We start from the raw sequence: 23,585 nt of genomic DNA on the forward strand, positions 1-23,585 counted from the left end.
CCGTCATTCCCGCGAAAGCGGGAATCCAGGTGTTCAGGGAAATGTGGATTCCCGCTTTCGCGGGAATGACGTGATAAGCAAGCAAATCCCCGTTAGCTTCGCTTACCCTTTCGACGGGCAACCCAATTATCCTGAGAGTCCACTCGTTCCGCCTGAATACGCTCCAACAATTCCGATGCAGGCTCGTCATTCGGGTCTTGCGGCACCAGTTGGCCGGAGAAGGCTTTTTTCAGGATGGACTGACGCAGGACTTCAGCTTGTTGTAACGCGGTTGTGATGGTTTGGTCGACTTGATCGATTACCGACATTTTGTCATCAATGATATTAATTATTCTCTCTTGCTCATCTTTGGCACAAATCGCCAAAACAATATTAATCATACGAGTCAATCCTAAATCTTGATTTCCAACTCCGTGAGTATATTTTTGCGATTGTGAGTAACAGAAAGAAGAATTTAAAACATGTTGCAAGTAAAACGGCTTGACAGCTGAAGTTAACTTCAAAACAGCAACATGCACCCATACATTGAAGTCCACATTATACGTATTCACACGGGCAATTCCTGTTGTTCCTCCCTTTGTGTATAAAACATCACCAATTTCTGGTTTGCAACGATTACTTAATTCATCGTGTAATTCTCTGGAAATGTATTTTGTGTTATTAAAATCCACACCTTCTGGCCGCACATTTCCACCAGAAATGAAAGGAATTCCTTTTTCTGAATATTTTGGACTGAAATGGGGGCCATCTTTCACTAACCATGTTAATTGACCTAATCTCACCCACCCCCACCCCTCCGGCAATTCAGACAATTCCGCCAGTTCTTCGGCGGTGAGCGGTGGCAGGGGTTTTGGGGCTTTGGGTTTGCTGCTTTGTTTACCGTTGGTTTCCCAGTCGGCGAGTTGTTGCTGGTAGCGTTGTTCGCGTTCTTGTTGGATGCGTTTGAGCAGCACTTCCGCAGGTTCAAGCTTATCCTGATTTTCTTTGCGCCACTGCGCAGTGAGTTTGCCTTCGAAAGCGTGCTTCAGCAGCGCTTGGCGATAAACCTTGAGCTGTGCCTGAGCGGTTTTCAGGTTTTCGATGCCCTTATCCAGCTCGGAAAACAGTTCTTCGATTTTGGCTACGATGCGGTGTTGTTCGTTTCTCGGAGGGACTGGTATCGGAAGTTTTCTAAATTTGGTGACATTAAATGCAGGCTGCGCTGTTGCAGTAGAAATAAGTTTTATGAATTGTTGAAAACCAAAGCAATTTAGATAAAAAAAGACATATTTGAATTCTACAGAATTTGTTAAGGTGAACTTCAGCAAGTTAGCGGGAATAATTGCTGTCTTCATGCCTGTCGGATAGATGCCAGTTTTTCCAATTGAGCCTATTTTTGCTACAAGAATATCTCCTGGCAAAACTTGGCTTCTTTTTAATTCTTCAAATTTATTCTGGGATATATAACGAACTCTATCCTTTGAATAATCACCTTCCAAATTTTTAGTTGTAAGTACAGGCACACCATTTATCGAGTCATCAACGTAATCAGATACTTTTAAGTTTGATCCAAAAGGTCCGTCTACAATCGCATTTTCTCCATACCCTATATCTTCTAATTTTGCGTAACGCCAAGAGCTAGGAAGTTCCCAAGTTTCAATGTGATCTAATTCACTCATCACCCCACCAGCACCTCATTCAATTCATCCAGCAACGGTTCCATTCTTGCTCCAAACAACTGAAACATTTTCCCCAACCCGCCTTTGTTGTCGAACGGCGCCATCTCAAGCGCATCACGATCCATATGAATGGATATTGCGACGTGATCGCGAATCATGCGCAGCCACGCCATTTGTTCCTCGTTGAATTTCTCGCCACTGCCAGAGTGGTGTTGCATAATCCAGTTCTGGAAGTTACGGCGCACTAAAGCATCGTAGTTGGTAAGTTTTTCATCCAAGCCACACACGCGGCGGATCAGGGCGACCAATGCGGTCAGCTCGGTGATCGGCTGGCCTTTATAATCATCCAATTGGGCGTAGGCGTGCCAGACGCGCGCGGGGGCAAGCTTGGGCTTGTCGGTCTTCAGTTTATCCATGACCTGCTGAATCATTTCATAGGTGACTTCCCTTCTTCGATAGGGCTGGTCGAAGAAAATGGCCAGTGCTTCGATATTGTCACAGTTGGCTTTGAGGTATTCGGCGAATTCATCCACAAAGGCTTGCGCGTTGCTGGCGGCGTCTTTGTCCCATTCGGCGCGAATGAGTGTGTCGATGTTGTCGTGGTCGATGGTTTGTTCCTTGTCGCGGCGGATGCTGTCGATGAGTTCGATCAGATCGCCGTTCAGGATGCTGGCGGCTTCACCCACCAGTTGCTGTTGCGCCTGTTCCCGCTTGGCGTCGCCGGGATCGGTGCCGATGGGTTGCCCTGAGAGTTGCAAGGCTCGGGCTTCGATGTTGTCGCCATCAATGGCGGCAAATAGTTTGCCCACCAGTTGCGTGAGTTCCAGGCCATTGGCAGCATCCCGGATGCGCCGCTGGTCGTCGGGGTCGAGTTGCTTGTTGAGCCGCGCCAAACGTGCGGCGAGCGAACTGACGATATCTTCGTCGGTAGCGCCCATCATCACGCTCATCGCCAAATCTTTCAGCGCTACGCTGGGCTTGGTGATCAGCGGTTGGCTGGCGGTCTTGAGCGATTTTGTGACGCCGATGGCATCCACAATGACATAGTGCGTTTTGGCACTGACTGCGGAAGGGGTGACTTTTTTCAGGTCGTCCTTATCCAGCGTGCGTGTGCCGCGGCCTTTCATTTGCTCGAAGTAATTGCGGCTTTTGACATCGCGCATGAACAACAGGCATTCCAAGGGTTTTACGTCGGTGCCGGTGGCGATCATGTCGACGGTGACAGCAATGCGCGGGTAAAAGTCATTACGAAAATCTGCCAGCACCGATTTTGGGTCCTCGGCGATTTTGTAGGTGAGCTTTTTGCAAAAGGCATTGCCCTCGCCAAATTCTTCGCGCACGGTCTGGATGATATCGTCCGCGTGACTGTCGGTTTTGGCGAAGATCAGTGTTTTCGGCACTTCCTGACGCCCTGGAAACATTTCGGGCCACTTGTCGCGGAAAGTGCGGATCACGGTGCGGATCTGATCCGGGTTAACGATGCTGCGATCGAGCTGGATGGCAGAATAGGCTTCGTCCTCGTCCTGCTGCTCCCAACGCCGTTTGCGGGTGAGCCTTTCCCGGCGTTCGACATGCTGTTATGCGCGGATTTGAGCGCCTTGCTGGGTGACCTGGGTTTCGATGTGATAGATTTCATTGCCGACGTTGACGCCATCGGCCACGGCTTTTTCGTGGCTGTAATCGCTCACCACGTTTTTCTTGAAAAAACCATAGGTGCGGTTGTCTGGCGTGGCGGTAAGGCCGATCAGGCTGGCATCGAAGTAATCAAGCACTTGCAGCCACAGATTGTAGATGGAACGATGGCATTCATCGATGAAGATGAAATCAAAGAATTCCGGCGGGATTTCTTGGTTGTACACCACCGGCATCGGTTCCTTAGGCTGCGCCCATTCTGCCGGGTTGGTCTGCTCAATGGATTCGTCGAGTTCTTTATCCTTGAGGATGGAGTAGAGCCGCTGGATGGTGCTGATGCAGACCTGGCTGTCGGTGGCCACGAAAGCGGACTTGAGACGCTGCACGGTATAAAGTTCGGTGAATTTGCGGTTATCGTCGAGTGGCACATACGACATCATTTCCTGCTCGGCCTGTTCGCCCAGGTTCTTGGTGTCCACCAAAAACAGGATGCGCTTGGCATCAGCAAATTTCAGCAGGCGGTACATGGCGGTGATCGCAGTGTAGGTCTTTCCCGCTCCGGTCGCCATCTGAATCAGTGCGCGCGGACGATCGGCCTTGAATGATTGTTCCAAATGGGTAATGGCGGTTTCCTGGCAATCACGCAGTTTCAATGTTTTGGCGGGCAAGTGATCCGGATTGAGCAGCGGGATATGGTGCAGGCGCTCCCGCAGACTGGTGCCTTGTTCGATCCATTCCTTCAGGGTTTCGGGACGGTGGAAAGTAAAAACCTCGCGTGAACGCGGTTTGGGATCACGCCCATCGGTAAAACGTGTGATGATGCCGGTGCTTTCGTACAAGAAAGGAAGCGGCTTGGTGTTGTTGATCCATTTCAGCCGGGCACTGGCATAGCCTTCCGTCTGTTGCTCCACCTCGGTGATTTTATGCCCCAAAAATCTGCTTTCTTGGCTTCAATCACGCCCACGGCTTTTTTATCAATAAATAACACGTAATCCGCTGGGCCAGCATTGGTCTGGTATTCGCGCACTGCTTGCCCCAGTCCGGCATTCAGGTTGATATTCTTGGCAGATTGAACCACCCATCCCGCTTGATTGAGCAGCGCATCAATGTTATCGCGGGCTTTTTGTTCTGGATTCTGGTTGAGCGTCATATGACAACATAGTGACAAAACAGCATTTAATCATAACACGCCGCTCTAAGTCATTTATTAAACTCAGCTAAACGTAACGTATCGCCTCAGTATTGGAGCTATTTGCCAATGCAAAAATGCGAGAAAATTTCTCCCAGCAGATCGTCAGCCGTGAATTGACCTGTAATGGCTGATAATGCGTATTGCGCCAGTTTAAGTTCTTCAGCAAGAAGTTCCAACTGGTATTCCGTTTCAGTATAGTCTTGCGCATTGGCCAGATGCGCTTTTGCTTGCGTCAGCGCTTCCAGATGGCGCTGTCTCGCCATGAATATCCCTTCGCCGGCATGACTGAATTGCCAGCCTGCCATGTCCAGAATTTTTTGGCGCAGTAATTCGATGCCCGCGCCGGTTTTGGCCGAAAGATGAATGATGCTATTGTGCTCCTCACCTTCCATTTTTGGCTTTTCATTGCGTAGGTCAATCTTGTTGAACACGGTGATTTGAGGTTTGTCAGCGGGAATATATTGTTGTATTGGATCAGGAGCATCGTGCCGGTGTTGACTGCTATCCAGCAACCGGAGCACCAGGTTGGCGCGTTTAATCGCAGCCAGTGTTCGCTCAATGCCTTTTTGCTCGACAATATCGCCGGTTTCTCTCAGGCCTGCGGTATCCACAATATGAATCGGCATCCCGGCAATGGTGATGGTTCGTTGAATGGTATCTCGAGTGGTTCCGGGTATTTCCGTGACAATGGCGGCCTCTTCTTCGACCAATTGATTCAGTAAGCTGGATTTTCCTACATTGGGCGCCCCCGCTAACACAATCTGAATGCCTTCCTGTAGCAAGTTGCCCTGCCGTGCCGCGGAAAGTGTCTGCTCAACTTGCGTGACAATATGATCCAGTCTTGCGCGAATTTGCAAAGTTTTCAAATTATCGATTTCGTCTTCCGGGAAATCTAGAGTGGCTTCGATGAGCATCCGAAGTGTGATCAACAAGCTTACCAATGATTCGATCCGGGTGGAGAAATGACCTTGCAAAGAATTGACTGCACAAAGAGCGGCTTCATGCGTGCTGGCTTCGATGATCGCTGCGACGCTTTCAGCCTGGACTAAATCGATTTTATTATTGAGATAAGCGCGTAGTGTAAATTCACCCGGTTGCGCTAAACGAGCGCCAGCGCTCAGGCAACTTTTGAGCAATAAATTCAGGATTGCCGGACCGCCATGTCCATGCAGCTCAAGCACATCTTCACCGGTGTACGAATGAGGCCCTGGAAAATAAAGAACAATACCTTGGTCGATGATTTGTCCATTGGTATCGAAAAACTTGTTGAGGCTGGCATAGCGTGGCTTGGGAAGCTTACCGAAAATTATTTCTGCAAGTTTTGCTAAGTTCTTGCCAGAAATGCGAATTACGCCGATTCCACCGCGTCCGGGCGGAGTTGCAATTGCTGCAATGATATCAGGGCTTACTATGTATGAACTCCGTGTGCTTTATGGGTTGCTATGCCGGTCATCTATGTTGATGGATAACCGGCAGGCATTGTTATTTCTTCCTTGTTTTTTTAGCCACTGGGCTGCTTTTTGGTTTTGCAGGCGATTTACTTTTATTAGAAGCAGTCGCTTGCTTTAACGGTGTTTTTTCATTTTTCTCTGAACTCACTGCCGCCCCTGCTTCTGCTCCGGTAGCAGAAGTGTTCGCTTCTTCATTATCGAGAGGAGCCGCCAATTGAAGGCTTTCCTTAGCGGGTTCGGGGCTATTCTTAATTTTCTTCTTATTTTTATCTTTATTAGCTTCCTCCTCCGCAGCTTTGTTCTCATACATGCGCGTAATCTGCCATTGTTGCGCTATGGAAAGAATATTGTTGCAGAGCGAATAAAGCACGAGACCCGCCGGGAAAAAGAAGAAGAAAATGCTGAACGCAATCGGCATAATCTTCATTATTTTTGCTTGCATCGGATCTGCGGGCGTGGGGCTGAGTTTTGATTGAATCCACATTGATACGCCCATAATTACTGGCAGTACATAATAGGGATCGGGCACTGACATGTCAGTTATCCATAAAGCTAAGGGTGCGTAACGTAACTCAACGGCAGCCAATAATGTCCAGAACAATGCAATGAAAACAGGAATCTGAACCAATATTGGCAAACACCCGCCCATTGGATTAATTTTCTCTTCCTTATAAAACTCCATCATGGCTTGATGCATGCGCTGCCTATCACTCGCGTATTGCTCACGAATACGTTGCAGCTTAGGTGTAACTACGCGCAGTTTAGCCATCGAGCGATAGCCTGCAGCAGATAATGGGAAGAAAATAAGCTTGACAGTCAAGGTAAGGAGAATAATTGCGATACCCCAGTTATCTGTCCACGAATGATAAAAAGAAAGCAACCAGAATAGTGGTTTGGCCAGAACTGTCAGCCATCCGTAATCGACTGTCAAATCAAGCCCAGGAGCCAATTCAGCCAGCTTATTCTGTTCTTGTGGGCCAGCGTAAAAAGGCATAGAAATACTTCTAACTTGGTCCGGCTCAACGGCACCAACAGGCGCAATAACGCCGGCAGTATATTGGTTGGGAGCCAGCCGTTTGGCAAAATATTCGCGGGGCGTGCCGGGTTCAGGCAACCAGGCAGTCAGGAAATAATGTTCCAGCATGGCTATCCAACCATTATCCGCATTGGTTGGATATTCCGCTTTATTCTTATCCAAATCAGAAAATTTAATTTTCAGAAATTTCTCATCATCCGTGTACATTGCGGCCCCGGTATAAGAATGAACCAAGGCGCCAGCTCCGACAGGCTCATTAGGATCCCGCAACATCTGAAAATAAGAAAATGGAATAAGTGTTGTTTCGCTATGATTGGCAATCTCAAATTCAACATCAATTACGTAGCTGCCACGATGAAAGGTATAGATTTTTGTAACTTGTACACCATCCGCTTCGGGTGCCACAAGACGTACCACGACCTTTTCCTGACCAGATTCCAGCTGATAAGAATATTTATTGTCCTCTACGGTAAATTTTGTTTTGTGATTAGGCAATCCATCACCAATGAGTCCGGATTGTGCAACTTGAAATCGCGCAGTTTTATCCAATAAGAGCTCGTAGGGCTTACTGATGTCCTCTCGGGCTGGGTGTTCGAGTAAGCCCAGCTGTCGGATATCGCCCCCAGCTGTATCAATCTCAGCAATAATCATGTCCGTTCTCACCTGAATCTTTTCGCCTATGGTGAAAAGATTAGGCGTTACAGATGGACTGACACCCTCGATCCCTGAAACAGTAGCCGATCCGGAAGTTGAAGAAGCCAATTCATCTCCAGGAACCGGAAGAGGATCATGGCGTTGATTTGACGGGTCTGAGGTTGTTCCAGACATTACTTGCGAACTGGTGGAAGGGTATAATTCTTTTTGCCAGGAATCCCACAAAAAAAGTAATGAGGTGGAAAAAATGATGATCAGTAGAAGTTTTTTTGTTTCCATTATTTTTCAATCAAGTTGGTTTTCTCGATAAACCTATCCGCGTACTACTCGCAATAGTTAACCGTACAATTACACATTTTGTTATAGACGAATTTCATCACGGTTGCTTTACAAAGAATTTTGGATAATCAGTTAGTTTTGAGGTTATGGGTGAAATTACCGAGCTGGTTTGTAATAACACCTATACTCCAGGGAATGCACTTGATACGCAACATATAGTCAATCGCGCTCCAAGTTATTAACCAGATACTCGTATGCTCCGCATGCGTATTGTGAATAAATTGGGCTAAACGGCATATAAGTGCCAAAATAGAATTCTTGCAATGCCGGTAAAAATCTTTATGCTAGTTAATCCTGACATTGCTGTAGTTCAAGCATTATTAATTTCATTTCGGCGGACAACCCTTTGGACTCATCTTTGATCATAGGACGTCTCAGTCGTATCAACCAATCCATTTCTTTTATCTTATCGCCACCCCGTTTTCTCCGAAATGTTTCTCGCAAAATACGCTTAATCCGGTTACGCCTAGTTGCACGGCGCTCAAATTTTTTTGAAACTATCAATCCCAGACGCGCATAACCCAGACCATTCGGTTTCGCATAAATTTGAATTAAATCCCCACTGATCTGACACTTAAAATTAATTATTGCAGCAAATTCTGAAGCTTTTTGTAACTTACAGTGCTTTGGCAAAGACTGAATTTCAACAAATCTAAAAATAAAGAATATAACCCAAATATATTTTTAAACACTCAATCGTGCTCGACCTTTTGCACGACGAGCACGGATTATCGCCGCACCGGCACGTGTTTTCATACGCACTCGAAATCCGTGCGTACGTTTTCTCTTAGTTACTGAAGGTTGATAAGTACGTTTCATTCGGCACTCCTCTCAATATTTATTTTATCTTATCAATAGAACCGCGTATTACAACTTGTTATGGGGTCAAATGTCAATATCCTTTTCAAAGATAAATCAATCTTACCCTTTTGATGAGCAAGATCAACAGATAAGAAAATAGGTTAATAGTTTTAATTTGGTTAGTTTTTAGAATGGGTGTCAAATCCTTATCAAGGTGCAATTTATGATGCGTTAATTCAAACCATCGCCGATACATTCAAACAATCTGCCTGATGATGCAATGATAGAATACAAATAAATTATTTTTAACTCGAACAAACGGAACCAAGTTTGAATACCAAAATCCCTCAGTCCGCTTTGATACTCATTTCCGAGCATTGGATAATACTCACATATACAGATTCAACCAATCATACATGAGTCTGTTTCCCATAACCAACCTCGCGCACAAAGTACTGACCGTCAGTGAGCTAAACAACAATACCAAACAGTTGCTGGAACAAAACATCCCATTAATGTGGATTAAAGGTGAAATCTCCAATTTAAAGCGCTACCAATCGGGTCATTGGTATTTTTCTCTCAAAGATAATCAAGCGCAAGTCCGTTGTGTGTTATTCGGTCATAAGAATCAGTTTATCGATTGGCAACCTAAAGATGGCATGCAAGTAGAAGTGCTTGCATTGGTCACCCTGTATGAGCCGCGTGGCGATTTTCAGCTCAATGTTGAGATTATGCGACACGCAGGGTTAGGTGAGTTATTCGAAATGTTTGAAAAGCTTAAAACCAAACTGCAACAAGCTGGACTATTTAGCCCTGCGCAGAAGAAACCATTGCCTGCCTTTCCTAAACAAGTCGGCATCATCACCTCACTAGATACTGCAGCACTACGAGACATTCTGTCGACATTGCGACGGCGCATGCCATTCTTGCCAGTCATTGTCTACCCTACCCTGGTACAAGGAAAAACAGCCGCCAATAGCATCGCTGACACCATCAAATTAGCATGCCGACGGGCAGAATCCGATATATTGATACTCTGCCGTGGCGGCGGCAGCATTGAAGACCTATGGGCATTTAACGAAGAAGTCGTAGCGCTTGCGATTAGCACCAGTTCAATACCTATTGTCAGCGGTATCGGCCATGAGACAGACTTTACCATTGCAGATTTTGTTGCAGATATGCGCGCACCTACACCTACTGCAGCTGCGGAACTAGTTAGCAAAGACAGAATAGAATTAAGTCATCGATTGAATACACTGCATCAACATATGCACCGTACCACTTTGCATCGTATTGAACGCGCTATGCAACAAATGGACACTCTGTCACATCGATTAATTTATCCTGGCGACAAAATCAAGCAACAAGTCATTCATCAGCAACATTTGCAAGACCAGCTCATTACCACATGGGCACATCAGCTGGAAAAGAAGCAGTGGAAATTACTCGATCTCAATCAACGACTAATAGCATCAAGTCCGCGTATTGCCCGACTGCAGGAACAACAAAATGAATTGGTTTCACGCTTAGGCAATGCCTATTCCCGCTACTTCGAAACATTGTCCGCCAGGCTAAAGAATTTACAGATGCAATTATCACACCTAAACCCGCAAGCGGTATTGGAGCGGGGTTATAGCATTACACATGCTAAGGATGGTGTCATCATTCGTGACAGCAAACAAATTCATTCAGGAGATAGAATTCAGGTAAAATTTGCGCACGGAATGTGTGAAGCGAATGTCAGCACAACCAGAGATCCTGACCAACACGAATAAAACGATCATTCATTCCTCTATATTCAACAAGGACAAAACTGCCAAATGTCAAAAACTTTTCTGATACTAGGTTCATTAAATACACTGTTATGCATCGCATTAGGCGCCTTTGGTGCCCATGGATTGAAAAGAATATTATCAGCCGATATGCTTTCAGTGTATCACACTGGTGTGCAATACCATTTTTATCACGCCTTTGGAATCATCGTCATTGGTCTGCTTCTGCTGCACTTCCCCAAATCCCGCTTGATGCCGATATCCGGTTGGTTAATGATGGTTGGCATTGTTCTGTTTAGTTTCAGTCTTTATGTACTCAGCCTAACCGGTATGCGCGGGCTCGCTATGATCACACCTTTTGGTGGCGTTTCATTCCTCACGGCATGGGCTTTAGTCGCTTATGCAATCTGGAAAGAAAGGTAATTGACGGGATCATATTAACATTAATGTTTACAATAAAAATACGCTGGGATTCCAAAAACACTTCAACACTTCCACAAGCATTTAAGAATTATGAATTCTTGGAATCCCGCAATAACATTTAAATTCACTCAAATAACCATTTAAAAAAACCACCCGACAACCACAACCTATCGATTCATTTTGCCATCCTTCTGTGGACAGCAGCCATTTGCGCATTCCTTTCCGCTGCACTAGTAAATTCTCTTAATAGAGCTTCATGGTGTGAATGATATTCCTGTCCTGCCCGACCATAGTATTCACTATGATCTTCGTACTCCTTCAGCATCTTTCTTTCTGCTTCTGCTTTTGCATACATTTCCTTAGATTCTTTTTCGTAATGCTCAGCTAATTTGATATGATAAAGACTGGTTCCGACACTCGCTTCAGCTTCGCCTGTATTTGTTGATTCTCCGGCCAAAGATACACTTGAAACCAGGAAAGTGAGAATAATTATAACTACGAAATTTAACCTTGCTTGCATACTGAGTCTCCTTAAACTGATGTATAAAAAAATTCTACTATCACTACAAATATCCAATCAGCCGAATATGCCTCTAACTTAACCGATTATCACCCTGGGAATCTGCTTCAAACTAGTATTTTTTCTCTTATGTACATCATAGCAAATTATATGATTCCCACAAATGATTTATGGATTAACTATGCCATTAATTAGATTCAGGTAATAATAAAATGAGATTATTATTTCTATTCATCTCACTAGCTTGCGTCAGTTTTTTGGGATACGCACAATATCTTCAGCACGTAGAAGGGCTATTACCTTGTCCGCTTTGTGTTGCACAACGTCTGGCGTATTGGCTATTAGGATTAACAGCATTTATCGCGCTTCTTCATAACCCCAAACCTCTTGGACTTCGCCTTTATGGCTTATTAATGGTTATGTTTGCGCTCACGGGAACGGTCATTGCAGCACGGCATGCCTGGTTAATTCGATATCCGGAATCGTTTGAATGTGGCATCAGTCCTGAAGAAGCCTTTCTGAACTCCTTACCCATTGCCGATTGGTGGCCTGGAATGTTTGAAGCTAATGGTGATTGCGCTAATGTCGATTGGACATTTCTATCGTTGACGATTCCAGACTGGTCATTTGCTGCGTTTGCTGGTCTTGGGATCTTGGCGCTTTACCCTCTATTCACCAGGAGATAATCAAAAAACTTCAAATCATCCGCGTGGATGATGCTTGGCGTGAAGCTTCTTCAGGCGTTCGCGTGCGATATGCGTGTAAATTTGTGTGGTCGATATATCCGCATGCCCCAATAGCAGCTGCACAACACGCAAATCGGCACCGTGATTTAATAAATGAGTGGCAAATGCATGACGTAACGTGTGTGGCGATAGCTGCTTGGCAATACCCACAAATTGAGCATACCGTTTGATAAGATACCAGAAAGCTTGGCGTGTCATAGCGGCACCACGTGTTGTCACAAATATAGTATCCGTAACGATACCATTTAACAGCAAAGGCCTCGCATCTTTGGTGTAACGATCCAACCATTCAAGTGATTCTTCTCCAAGCGGCGCAAGTCGCTCCTTTCTGCCCTTACCCATGACTCGCAATACCCCCATATCCATGCCGACTTGCGAATACTTAAGATTGATCAATTCTGAGACTCTTAATCCACTGGCATATAAAACTTCAAGCATGGCACGGTCACGCAAACCTAATGGCTGCATAAGATCAGGTGCACATAGCAACTGCTCAACTTCTTTTTCTGAGAGACTTTCTGGTAGGTGACGCTGCAGTTTAGGTGTTTCTATATTAAGGCTAGGATCGGTTGAAATTTTTCCTTGACGCAGTAAAAAACGATAAAAACGCTTTAAACTCGATAACTCCCGACTCGTAGTGCTGGCTTTCATCTTAGCTGAAACTCTAGATGCGAGAAATTCCAACAAATCAGAATTTGTCGCCTCGGTTAACATGCTATTACTTGGATTACGTTGGTTCAACCATGCACTGAAAAGTTGCAAATCATTACGATAACTATCCAGCGTATTGCGCGACAGCCCGTCCTCGAGCCACAAAGCATCAGAAAACTCATCCAGCAGTCCGGCATTTAATTCAGGCACTCTCATGCCGCAACAGCCAACGCTTAATCTCTAAAGGATTTCCTTCGCTCGCGTTCATAAAACCTCCTAATCCACCACTTTTGGAAATAACCCGGTGACAAGGTATGACAATCGGAATCCGATTGGCGCCACATGCTCGACCCACCGCTCTTGGTGCTGAATGCAGCCGCATTGCTATTTCTGCATAGCTATTGGTTTCTCCACACGGAATAGCTTGGATAGCATGCCAAACACGCTGCTGATGCGTCGTACCACTAATATGCAAGCACAAATCAAACGTAAAGTTTGGCTTGGCCAGGTAAGCGAGTAATTGCCCGCACACTTCTTTTGCCAACACAGTTTGTGGTGCCAGAGTTGGTGCATCAACTGGCAAATAATCAATATCAGTAAGCCAGTCTTCTTCTGTTCTAATACCTAAAACAGCGAATGGCGCAAGTAACTTCGCCTGGTAAGTTTTGACTGAATCAATTGCCCGATTATTTTTCGATCTCACCATTGTTTGCTTGATTATTACTTACAGAATTTATGACAACATGTTTTACCTGCACGAAAAATGGACATTCGATATAACTAGAAGTTTCATATTGCAGCCTCGATCTTACAATATCCACATGATTCATAATGGAAGTTTATAAGCCATACGATATTTGCAATACTTAAGATTTTAACAGTAACAATTCATTGAGCCTTTTGACAAACGCAGCTGGATCCTCGAGCTGCCCACCTTCAGCCAATAAAGCCTGATCAAACAATATGTGGCTCCAGTCTTCAAAGTTTTCCACTTCATTATTTAGTCGCTGCACCATTGGATGATGTGGATTGATTTCTAGTATGGGTTTGGTATGTTGTATTTTCTGCCCCGCTGACTTCAATAATCTCTCCAAATTACCACTCATATCGTAAGTATCTGCCACCAGACAAGCAGGAGATTCAGTCAAGCGAAACGTAATCCGCACATCTTTTACTTGCTCATTTAACGTTGCTTTCATTTTTTCAGTCAATTCTTGGAAGGCATTGGTTTCTTTTTCTCGTTCTTCTTTCTCTGCCTCATCTTCTAAATTCCCTAGGTCTAATCCGCCTTTTGCTACTGATTGGAGGGGTTTTCCCTCAAATTCTGTCAAGTTACTTACAAGCCACTCATCAACACGATCTGCTAGCAAGAGCACTTCTATGCCTTTCTTGCGAAAAACTTCAAGATGAGGACTATTCTTAGCAGCCTTAAGACTATCTGCAGTCACATAATAAATTTTCTCTTGACCTTCTTTCATACGCTGCAAATAAGTTTCCAAAGAAACCATTGGTTCATCGGAGTCACTATTTGTCGTGACAAGGCGCAACAATTTGGCAATTCGTTCACGATTAGCAAAATCCTCGCCCACACCTTCCTTTAGAACCTGTCCAAATTCTCGATAGAAAGTTTTGTACTTTTCTTTACCTTCGTCATCTTCGTGCTTTGATAAGTCCTCAATTAGTCCTAGAATCTTTTTAACCACCCCTGCCCTAATCGAGTCAATATCCTTAGATTCCTGCAAGATTTCTCGAGACACATTGAGTGGTAAATTATTTGAATCGATTACGCCTCTTACAAAACGCAAATAGTTAGGCAACAACTTCTCTACATCATCCATAATGAAAACCCGTTGCACATACAATTTAATCCCATGGCGGCGCTCGCGATCAAATAAGTCAAATGGCGCTCGTGCTGGAATATAAAGTAATTGTGTATAATCTTGCTTACCTTCTACCCGTGCATGCACATATGCAAGCGGGGGCTCGAAATCATGCGCGACATGTTTATAAAATTCATCATATTGTTCTGCAGTAATTTCGTTCTTAGAGCGAGTCCATAAAGCATTCGCTTGATTAATGGTTTCATCTTCGTCAGTAATTTTGTTTTTATTCTCTTCTTGCGACCACTCTTCTTTTTTCATCACAATAGGCAGGGTAATGTGATCCGAGTATTTCCGGATAATATTACGGATCCGTATCCCGTTAACAAACTCATCTTCTTCCTTACGCAAGTGCAGTATTATTTCGGTTCCTCGCTCGGACTTCTCAACGGTTTCCAATGTATAATCACCCTCACCGCTAGACTCCCACCTCACACCATGTTCAACAGTCAATCCGGCGCGCCTGGTAATCAATGTCACTTTGTCAGCAATAATAAAAGCTGAATAAAACCCTACACCAAATTGACCTATCAAATGTGCATCCTTAACTTGATCACCGGTTAATGAATTAAAAAATTCACGTGTACCTGATTTTGCAATAGTTCCTATATGATCAATAACTTCTTGGCGAGACATACCGATACCGTTGTCGGAAACGGAAATTGTCCGTTCATTGACATCATAACTAACGCAAATTCTGAGATCCGAATCGGATTCATAAAGCGCAGCATCAGTGAGACCTTCAAAACGTAATTTGTCTGCTGCATCAGAAGCATTTGAAATCAGTTCACGCAAAAATATTTCCTTATTACTATATAAGGAATGAATCATTAACTTTAGTAGTTGCTTTGCTTCCGCCTGAAAATTTAATTGTTCTTTGGTTGTTGCAGCTTGCATGATTATCTCCTTAAATGTTTTGCGTAAATATAGGATTCAAACTGAAGAATTCAAGTTGATTGGTAAATCGGTTGATTATATATTTATGATGTTATCTAGATAAATTCTATTACAGAAATCGCCAATCAAAGAAGTATCGTTAAAATACCTCAAGCAACAAACTAGTCGACAAGATAATAAATTTACTTGGGTCTTTGGCGGAATGCGGTCACGTCACAGCAGGGAGTTCTTGATACTTGATAGAACACCCTGATTCGCTAACTACATAGAATTTTGGATTGCATAAAGACTTAATCCCATGAGTGCTTGAGGGAATATGCCTAATGCCAAAACTGCAAAACCATTTGCGCTCAATAAAATTCTAACATCACTATTAGAAACAAGAGGCTCAGCAGTTTCTGGATCATCAAAATACATCAATTTGATAATACGTAGATAATAAAAAGCACCAATCAATGAAAACAGTACTGCCACTACAGCTAGCCAAACGTAGCCAGCATTGACAACCGCTTGCAATACAGCAAATTTTGCATAGAACCCGATCATTGGTGGAATACCTGTTAGTGAAAGCATCAATAACAGTGTAATGAATGCATACCACGAATTTCTTTTGTTGAGCCCCTTAAAGTCATCGATATTTTCAGCTTCAAATCCACTTCGACACAAAAGCATGATCATGGCAAAAATTCCGAGAGTCATCAATACATAAGCGATGACATAAAACAAAGCCGAACTATAACCATTTGTATCTGCGCTAATAAATCCCAGCAACAAGAATCCCATATGTGAAATAGTTGAGTAGGCTAGCATTCTCTTAATATTCGTTTGTGCTATTGCAGCAATATTACCCACTGCCATAGATAAAACCGCCAGAATTACTAACATTCCCTGCCAGTCAGTAACCATTTCGCCCATTCCTTCAACTAATAATCGCATTACGAAACCAAATGCCGCCAATTTTGGTGCAGAACCGATAAATAGTGTTACAGCAGTCGGCGCGCCTTGATAAACATCCGGCGCCCACATATGAAATGGTGCTGCACTGAGCTTAAAAGCAATACCCGCCACAATAAAAACCAAACCAACAACGAGCACTTCTTTACTACTTGCTCCACTTTGAATAATTTGTGCAACCTGAGATACATGGAGCGTTCCTGTCGCTCCGTAAACCATTGACATACCATATAGCAAAAAACCTGATGCCAAAGCGCCCAATACAAAGAACTTCATGGCCGCTTCTGTTGCCATCAAGGAATCGCGTCTTAGTGCTACTAATGCATAAAGTGACAATGAAAGCAATTCTAAGCCGATATATAGCGTCATGAAATGGCTGGCTGAAATCATGACCATCATGCCTAGAGTTGCAAATAGTATCAAACTAAAAAATTCTCCTTTCAACATTCCACGATCGCTTATATAGGAATGCGAATATACGAGAACAGCAGATACCGTGCCATAAACCATCAATTTCAGAATATCGGCCATGGAATCATCGACAAACATACCATGAAAAGTTAGTGTCGATTCAGTGGAAAAGGATATAAAGGTAAGGATTGCACAACCTAATAGCGTAATTTGCGTCAACAAATAAGCAACATGGCGCCTACTCTCGCCAGCGGCAAGATCTGCAAGCATTACCACGCACACCATGATAAGCATAAAAATCTCGGACGAGGCTGGCGCAAGATCAGGTGGAATAAAATTCATTAACTCATTATCCTTATAGCAGGAACGATCACTGTTTTAGATTTCTATATTACAACTTACTATTACTAACATGATTTAGAAGTTGATCAACTGTTGCATGCATCACTTCAGTTAATGGGAAAGGGTAAATACCAATCCACAAAACAGAAATTGCCAAAATTGCCAACAAACCGAACTCTCGTTTGGATATGTCCTGCAAACTCTCAACCGCAGGACTTGCCACTGCACCAAAAATAACGCGCTTATACATCCACAAAGTATAAGCAGCGCCAAATATCAATGTAGTTGCCGCAAGAAATGCATACCAAAAATTCACTTTAATTGCACCCATGATCACCATGAACTCACCCACGAAGCCACTCGTCCCTGGCAAACCGGCATTCGCCATCGCAAATAGCATGAAAAAAGCAGAAAAAACGGGCATCTTATTTACCACGCCTCCATAATCAGCAATCTGACGGGAATGCAATCGATCGTATAGCACACCGACACAAAGAAACATGGCACCAGAAATGAAACCATGCGAAATCATTTGTACCATTGCACCTTCGATACCATAAGCATTCAACAAGAAAAAGCCTAATGTTACAAACCCCATATGAGCTACCGATGAATAGGCAATCAGTTTCTTCATATCGGCTTGCATTAGTGCAATCAACCCTATGTAAACAACAGCAATCAACGACAATACAATCATCATTTCTGCTAAGTAATGACTTGCATCCGGGGCGATTGGCAATGTAAAGCGCAAGAAGCCATAACCACCCAGTTTAAGCAGAATTGCTGCCAGTACAACTGAACCTCCCGTTGGCGCTTCAACGTGTGCATCAGGTAACCAGGTATGCACTGGCCACATAGGTACTTTAACCGCAAATGCCAGAAGAAATGCGATAAATATTAAAATCTGTGGTGTCATAGGGATTGCTAGCTTGTGATAATCCTCTATTGAGAAACTTCCTTCGGATGCGTGGTACAAATAAATAAAAGCAATTAACATCAATAAGGAGCCAAGCAGTGTATAAAGAAAAAATTTGATTGCTGCATAAACGCGATTAGGACCACCCCAAATACCTATGATTAAAAACATCGGTATTAACGATGCTTCCCAGAACACATAAAATAAAATCGCATCCAACGAAGAAAAAACACCATTAACGATTCCGGACATAACCAAGAATGCTCCCATATATTGGGATACTCGTTCTTTTATCACCTCCCATCCTGCCACCACTACCAATGGCGTAATAAAACAATTCAACAAGATTAATGGCATAGAAATTCCATCTACGCCGATATGATAATTAACATTAAAACGCTCAAACCATATATGATTCTCCAAAAACTGCATGGCTCCTGTTGCAGAATCAAAATTGGTATACAGCGGAATTGCTACTAAAAACCCTAAAAACGAACCAATTAAAGCAATCCAGCGTGCGAGCTGTGCATTGCGATCATCTCCAGTTGCAAAAACAGCTACACCAAACAGAATGGGAAGCCAAATGATTAAACTTAATAGTGGGAATTCAAACGACATGCTTATTCCGTTTTATTTGTTAGTAGTGCTTCTTACTTTTCAGTATTTTATTTATTGATATCTACAAACAACAGCATATTTCATTATTTTTACATGCAATCTAATAAAGCCATAGTGTCAATATTAAAAATATGCCAACAATCATTGTAAACGCGTAATGGTAAATATAACCTGTTTGATAACGACGGACGATTGCAGAAGTTAGTGCAACTACTCGTGCCGTTCCATTGACAAAGAATCCATCAATAATTTTGATATCGCCATATTTCCAAAATATCGTACCTAAAGCACGTGTTCCGCCAGCAAATAACCATGAATATAATTCATCAATGTAATATTTGCGATCAAGCAGGTTATACACTGAACCAAAGTTTGCTTTTATTTTTTCAGGAATATCTGTTCTTACACAATATAAATACCAAGCGACGAAAATACCTGTCACCGAAAGCCAAAATGGCGCAGTATACAAGGCATGCATCATCATCCCACCAATCCCGGAAAATTCTGCACCTAATTTCTCAATCGCATCATGGTGAGGCAGTACGTGAATCGCGCCGCTGAAATAATCACCAAAAACCATTGGACCGATAAACCATCCGGCCGCTACGGTTGGGATAGCTAATATCACCAGTGGTACAGTCACAACCCATGGTGATTCATGTAAATGTTCTTTGGTATGATGATCCATCCGAGGCTGCCCATGAAACGTCATGAAGATTAGCCGAAAAGTATAAAAGGCTGTTACAAATACCGTAATCAAAACACAGAAATAAGCAAAACCAACACCTGGAATATTAGCGAAGTTGACTGCCTCAATAATTGCATCTTTAGAGAAAAAACCGGAAAAACCGGGAACACCCGCACTGGCTAATGCAGCAATAAACATTGTCCAATAAGTAATTGGCATATAACTTTTAAGTCCACCCATTTTTTGCATATTTTGCTCATGATGCATGGCAATAATGACAGAACCTGCGCCTAGGAATAAAACGGCCTTAAAAAATGCATGTGTCATCAAGTGGAAAATTGCCGCAGAATAGGCTGATGCGCCCAAGGCTACTGTCATGTACCCTAGTTGAGATAGCGTAGAATAAGCAACAACTCGTTTAATATCATTTTGAACCATGGCAACAAGTGCCATGAACAATGTGGTAATTCCGCCAATCACCAAAATAACTGATAAAGCTGTTTCTGATAACTCAAAAAGTGGCGACATACGCGCCACCATGAATATGCCTGCGGTTACCATTGTAGCGGCATGAATCAGTGCCGATATGGGCGTTGGCCCTTCCATGGAATCAGGCAACCATACATGTAAAGGAAATTGCGCTGACTTGCCCATTGCGCCGATAAACAACAATATACAAATCACCGTGATCACAAGCCAGGATATACCAGATACCAATTCAATCTTTTCATCGACGATACCTGGAGCTTGTGAAAAAACAGATACATAATCAAGCGTACCAAAATAAGCCAATATCATACCAATGCCCAAGAGAAAACCAAAATCTCCAACACGATTTACTAAAAATGCCTTCATATTGGCATAAATAGCGGTAGGACGTGTATACCAAAACCCGATTAACAAGTACGAGACAAGTCCAACAGCCTCCCAGCCAAAAAATAATTGCAAGAAGTTATTTGACATCACCAACATCATCATCGAGAAGGTAAACAACGAGATGTAGCTGAAAAAACGCTGATAACCTGGATCACCGTGCATATAACCGATGGTATAGATATGCACCATAAGTGAAACTAAGCTAACAACAACCATCATGGTTGCTGATAATTGGTCAATTAGAAAACCGATCTCGAATCGAGTTTCACCTGTTATTAACCATGTATAAACGCTGCCGTTATAACTATTACCTTCTAATACATCCAAAAAAATAACAATAGATGCAATCAACGAAATGAATACTAATGCTATTGTGACACGATGACTCCAGATAGGCCCAATAAAGCGCCCCAATAATCCCGCGATAAGTGATCCAACTAGCGGAGCCAACGGAACCAATAAATAAAGTTTCTGCATCTTGATTAATAATTCTTATTAATTATAAATACTTATGATGTTCTTTAACTAACCTTTAAGCTTGTCTAAATCATCAACATTGATTGTATGCATATTGCGAAATAGCACTACGATTATTGCTAACCCAATAGCCGATTCAGCTGCTGCAACTGTCAAAATAAAGAACACAAAAATTTGCCCTGAGATATCTTGCAAGTAGTGCGAAAAAGCAACAAAGTTCATATTAACCGCTAGCAACATCAATTCGATTGACATTAGTATGATAATGACATTTTTTCGATTCAGAAAAATACCGACCAGCCCTATTGCAAACAATATCGCGCCTAGAACAAGGTAATGAGATAATGAAATCAAGAGCTGCCTCTTTTTATATTTTAAAAGTCACCAATCAGAAATAAGTACACGCAAGCACTCATTCTTTTTTTTCTGTCGGCATGTTCACTATACGAATTCTATCTTCTTTTCTTACTTTGACTTGTTTAGATGGATTCGTAGATTTCTTATCTTCACGATGACGCAGTGTCAACGCTATTGCCGCAATCATCGCAACCAGTAAAAGCACAGCCGCCAATTCAAACGCATATACATACTCGGTATAAATCAACCGCCCCAATTCTTTGGTATTACTGTAATCAGTGCCTTTGGGTTCCGGTATCGGCATTTCTTCATGCCCAAAGTATCTACCCATTAGCACCATTGATATTTCTACCACCATAACTAGAGCAATCATCGCACCAAACGGAAACCATTTCCAGAATCCTTCTCGTAATCGATCCAGATTGATATCTAGCATCATCACTACAAACAAGAACAAAACCATGACAGCGCCGACATAAACTAATACAAGCGTAATCGCAAGAAATTCTGCTTCTAGTAGCAACCACAAACCAGCACACGTAACAAATGACAATACCAGCAACAAAGCCGAATTTACTGGATTACGCATCGTAATTACACCAAGCGCTGATGCAATCAGTATTGCTGAAAAAAAATAAAATAAAATATCTTGAAAAATCATTCGTATTTACCAACAAGATTCAACGATAGGGAGCATCGGCTTCTCGATCCTTGGCAATCTGCTCTTCATATCGATCTCCCACTGCTAATAGCATTTCTTTGGTATATATAAAATCCTCTCTCTTCTCACAGTGATATTCCAGTATGCGAGTTTCAACAATTGAATCAACTGGACAGGACTCCTCACAAAAGCCACAAAAAATGCATTTGCTCAAATCGATATCATAGCGTGTAGTCCGTCGCGTGCCATCCGCACGCTGTTCTGACTCTATGGTTATCGCCATTGCCGGACAAACAGCTTCACATAATTTACAAGCAATGCATCGTTCTTCTCCGTTTGGATAACGACGTAATGCATGCAAGCCGCGAAAACGTGGCGATTGAGGAGTTTTTTCCTCTGGAAAATGTACAGTTATCTTTGGTTTAAAAAGATATTTTCCAGTAACTGCCATACCTTTTAGCAATTCAAATAATAAAAAGGTACTAAAAAATTTTTTGATACGGTCCATTGTATTCTCTCAATTTTAAAACCAGATATTTAGTGGAAACACATTTCGTATAGATTCTGGCAATTGCATTATTGCACCTAATAGAACGATCCATACGAGTGTTATAGGAATAAATATTTTCCAACCTAGTCTCATAATCTGATCATAGCGATATCGCGGGAAGGTCGCACGAAACCAAAGAAAAAAGAACAATATAAATGCAATCTTTAATAGTAGCCAGATAAAACCAGGTATCAGCGTAAATGGTGCAATATCAATTGGCGGCAACCATCCGCCCAAAAACATAATAGATGTTAAAGTTGCCACCAATATCATATTGGAATATTCGGCTAGAAAAAATACCGTAAAAGCCATACCTGAATAATCAACATGGAAGCCCGCAACAATTTCTGATTCGCCTTCCGCGACGTCAAAGGGTGCACGATTTGTTTCAGCGACACCTGAAATCAAATAAACCAGAAACATCGGGAACAGTGGAATCAAATACCAATTTAACAGACTGTTACCCTGCTGACCATTCACAATATCGCCCAGATTCAAACTTTGTGACATCATCAAAACACACACTAAGGCAAACCCCATTGCCAGTTCATATGAGACCACTTGTGCAGCTGAACGCATAGCCCCTATAAAAGCATATTTAGAATTAGATGCCCAACCCGCGATAATGATGCCGTATATACCCATGGATGTCATTGCTAAAATATAAAGTAATCCAGCGTTGATATCCGCAAGCACGAGCTCAGGTGAGAAAGGAATCACAGCCCAAGCAGCCAATGCCGGCATAATAGTGAGTACTGGCGCCAGAATAAAAAGAAATTTATTAGCGCTTGTTGGAATTATAATTTCCTTCATGATTGCTTTTACAGCATCAGCAATCGGCTGCCCCCAACCACGTAACCATGGTATGCCAAAAAAAGTTACCCTATTCGGCCCTACTCGAATTTGCATATACGCAATTATCTTACGTTCGGCAAAAGTAAGATAAGCCACGCCTAATAACAATGGAACAACAATAGCAAAGATAAATGTCATGTTTGTGGCTAATGAAAACATCATGAATCCCCATTCTGCACCCAATATTTCCACAAACTGTTGTTGAATACTCTCCATTAATAAACTCCA

The 23,585-nt window shown here is 42.9% G+C and carries 22 protein-coding genes; 3 read left to right on the forward strand and 19 right to left on the reverse strand.

All coding sequences use genetic code 11. The features are described 5' to 3' along the window. Positions 1-92 precede the first annotated feature (92 nt). The 8 genes from K2Q13_RS07140 to rpmH form a co-directional block, all read right to left on the reverse strand. Positions 93-1,658, reverse strand: a complete 1,566-nt coding sequence (locus K2Q13_RS07140) for a restriction endonuclease subunit S (RefSeq protein ID WP_292920368.1) — start codon at positions 1,656-1,658, stop codon at positions 93-95. Continuing rightward, positions 1,658-3,112 carry a type I restriction-modification enzyme R subunit C-terminal domain-containing protein gene (locus K2Q13_RS07145; RefSeq protein ID WP_292920369.1) on the reverse strand — a complete coding sequence of 485 codons (1,455 nt, stop codon included), beginning with the start codon at positions 3,110-3,112 and terminating at the stop codon, positions 1,658-1,660. The genes K2Q13_RS07140 and K2Q13_RS07145 overlap by 1 nt, the downstream gene beginning before the upstream one ends. Before the next feature lie 123 nt (positions 3,113-3,235). Next, a complete protein-coding gene (locus K2Q13_RS07150) occupies positions 3,236-4,222 on the reverse strand; it encodes a DEAD/DEAH box helicase family protein (protein ID WP_292920370.1) in 987 nt (328 codons plus the stop codon). After that, complete coding sequence (locus K2Q13_RS07155; protein ID WP_292920371.1) at positions 4,162-4,440, reverse strand: hypothetical protein; 279 nt, start codon at positions 4,438-4,440, stop codon at positions 4,162-4,164. Before K2Q13_RS07155 ends, K2Q13_RS07150 begins: the two co-directional genes overlap by 61 nt. Before the next feature lie 98 nt (positions 4,441-4,538). Then, entirely contained in the window at positions 4,539-5,894 is a 1,356-nt protein-coding gene (gene mnmE, locus K2Q13_RS07160; RefSeq protein WP_292920403.1) for a tRNA uridine-5-carboxymethylaminomethyl(34) synthesis GTPase MnmE, read from the reverse strand. A gap of 70 nt (positions 5,895-5,964) precedes the next feature. Then, positions 5,965-7,902 carry a membrane protein insertase YidC gene (gene yidC / locus K2Q13_RS07165; protein ID WP_292920372.1) on the reverse strand — a complete coding sequence of 646 codons (1,938 nt, stop codon included), beginning with the start codon at positions 7,900-7,902 and terminating at the stop codon, positions 5,965-5,967. A 348-nt stretch (positions 7,903-8,250) separates the two neighbouring features. Then, the gene (gene rnpA / locus K2Q13_RS07170) at positions 8,251-8,595 is read right to left on the reverse strand and encodes a ribonuclease P protein component (RefSeq protein WP_292920373.1); all 345 of its coding nucleotides are present in this window, start codon (positions 8,593-8,595) and stop codon (positions 8,251-8,253) included. 51 nt (positions 8,596-8,646) lie between these two features. Continuing rightward, on the reverse strand, positions 8,647-8,781 hold the full coding sequence (rpmH, locus tag K2Q13_RS07175) for a 50S ribosomal protein L34 (protein WP_292920374.1): 135 nt from the start codon (positions 8,779-8,781) through the stop codon (positions 8,647-8,649). A 398-nt stretch (positions 8,782-9,179) separates the two neighbouring features. On the opposite strand from rpmH, the gene xseA reads away from it, so the two are divergent. Beyond that, positions 9,180-10,538: an exodeoxyribonuclease VII large subunit gene (gene xseA, locus K2Q13_RS07180; protein ID WP_292920375.1), complete on the forward strand. Its 1,359-nt coding sequence runs from the start codon at positions 9,180-9,182 to the stop codon at positions 10,536-10,538. Positions 10,539-10,583: 45 nt separating this feature from the next. After that, positions 10,584-10,958, forward strand: coding sequence for a DUF423 domain-containing protein (locus tag K2Q13_RS07185; protein WP_292920376.1), 375 nt, complete (start codon positions 10,584-10,586; stop codon positions 10,956-10,958). Positions 10,959-11,133: 175 nt separating this feature from the next. Here K2Q13_RS07185 and K2Q13_RS07190 read toward each other — a convergent pair whose 3' ends face one another. After that, positions 11,134-11,478, reverse strand: coding sequence for a hypothetical protein (locus K2Q13_RS07190; RefSeq protein WP_292920377.1), 345 nt, complete (start codon positions 11,476-11,478; stop codon positions 11,134-11,136). A 212-nt stretch (positions 11,479-11,690) separates the two neighbouring features. Here K2Q13_RS07190 and K2Q13_RS07195 point away from each other — a divergent pair, with 212 nt between their 5' ends. Then, on the forward strand, positions 11,691-12,164 hold the full coding sequence (locus tag K2Q13_RS07195) for a disulfide bond formation protein B (RefSeq protein WP_292920378.1): 474 nt from the start codon (positions 11,691-11,693) through the stop codon (positions 12,162-12,164). A gap of 15 nt (positions 12,165-12,179) precedes the next feature. Here K2Q13_RS07195 and xerD read toward each other — a convergent pair whose 3' ends face one another. From xerD to nuoH, 10 genes are all read right to left on the reverse strand, one after another. Beyond that, positions 12,180-13,091 (reverse strand): site-specific tyrosine recombinase XerD, encoded by a 912-nt coding sequence (gene xerD / locus K2Q13_RS07200; RefSeq protein WP_292920379.1) that lies wholly within the window; start codon positions 13,089-13,091, stop codon positions 12,180-12,182. Continuing rightward, positions 13,078-13,581, reverse strand: a complete 504-nt coding sequence (locus K2Q13_RS07205) for a methylated-DNA--[protein]-cysteine S-methyltransferase (RefSeq protein ID WP_292920380.1) — start codon at positions 13,579-13,581, stop codon at positions 13,078-13,080. Before K2Q13_RS07205 ends, xerD begins: the two co-directional genes overlap by 14 nt. A gap of 160 nt (positions 13,582-13,741) precedes the next feature. Further along, complete coding sequence (gene htpG / locus K2Q13_RS07210) at positions 13,742-15,652, reverse strand: molecular chaperone HtpG (protein WP_292920381.1); 1,911 nt, start codon at positions 15,650-15,652, stop codon at positions 13,742-13,744. Positions 15,653-15,913: 261 nt separating this feature from the next. Then, on the reverse strand, positions 15,914-17,359 hold the full coding sequence (nuoN, locus tag K2Q13_RS07215; protein ID WP_292920382.1) for an NADH-quinone oxidoreductase subunit NuoN: 1,446 nt from the start codon (positions 17,357-17,359) through the stop codon (positions 15,914-15,916). Between the two features lie 49 nt (positions 17,360-17,408). Next, the gene (locus K2Q13_RS07220) at positions 17,409-18,893 is read right to left on the reverse strand and encodes an NADH-quinone oxidoreductase subunit M (protein ID WP_292920383.1); all 1,485 of its coding nucleotides are present in this window, start codon (positions 18,891-18,893) and stop codon (positions 17,409-17,411) included. 100 nt (positions 18,894-18,993) lie between these two features. Beyond that, entirely contained in the window at positions 18,994-20,934 is a 1,941-nt protein-coding gene (gene nuoL / locus K2Q13_RS07225; RefSeq protein ID WP_292920384.1) for an NADH-quinone oxidoreductase subunit L, read from the reverse strand. A 48-nt stretch (positions 20,935-20,982) separates the two neighbouring features. Continuing rightward, the gene (nuoK, locus tag K2Q13_RS07230; RefSeq protein ID WP_292920385.1) at positions 20,983-21,288 is read right to left on the reverse strand and encodes an NADH-quinone oxidoreductase subunit NuoK; all 306 of its coding nucleotides are present in this window, start codon (positions 21,286-21,288) and stop codon (positions 20,983-20,985) included. Between the two features lie 58 nt (positions 21,289-21,346). Next, on the reverse strand, positions 21,347-21,952 hold the full coding sequence (locus K2Q13_RS07235; RefSeq protein ID WP_292920386.1) for an NADH-quinone oxidoreductase subunit J: 606 nt from the start codon (positions 21,950-21,952) through the stop codon (positions 21,347-21,349). Positions 21,953-21,971: 19 nt separating this feature from the next. Further along, positions 21,972-22,460 carry an NADH-quinone oxidoreductase subunit NuoI gene (gene nuoI, locus K2Q13_RS07240; RefSeq protein WP_292920387.1) on the reverse strand — a complete coding sequence of 163 codons (489 nt, stop codon included), beginning with the start codon at positions 22,458-22,460 and terminating at the stop codon, positions 21,972-21,974. Positions 22,461-22,475: 15 nt separating this feature from the next. Further along, positions 22,476-23,573 carry an NADH-quinone oxidoreductase subunit NuoH gene (gene nuoH, locus K2Q13_RS07245; protein ID WP_292920388.1) on the reverse strand — a complete coding sequence of 366 codons (1,098 nt, stop codon included), beginning with the start codon at positions 23,571-23,573 and terminating at the stop codon, positions 22,476-22,478. Positions 23,574-23,585: the final 12 nt, after the last annotated feature.

The organism is Nitrosomonas sp., assembly GCF_019752095.1.
In the GTDB taxonomy this organism is placed as follows: domain Bacteria; phylum Pseudomonadota; class Gammaproteobacteria; order Burkholderiales; family Nitrosomonadaceae; genus Nitrosomonas.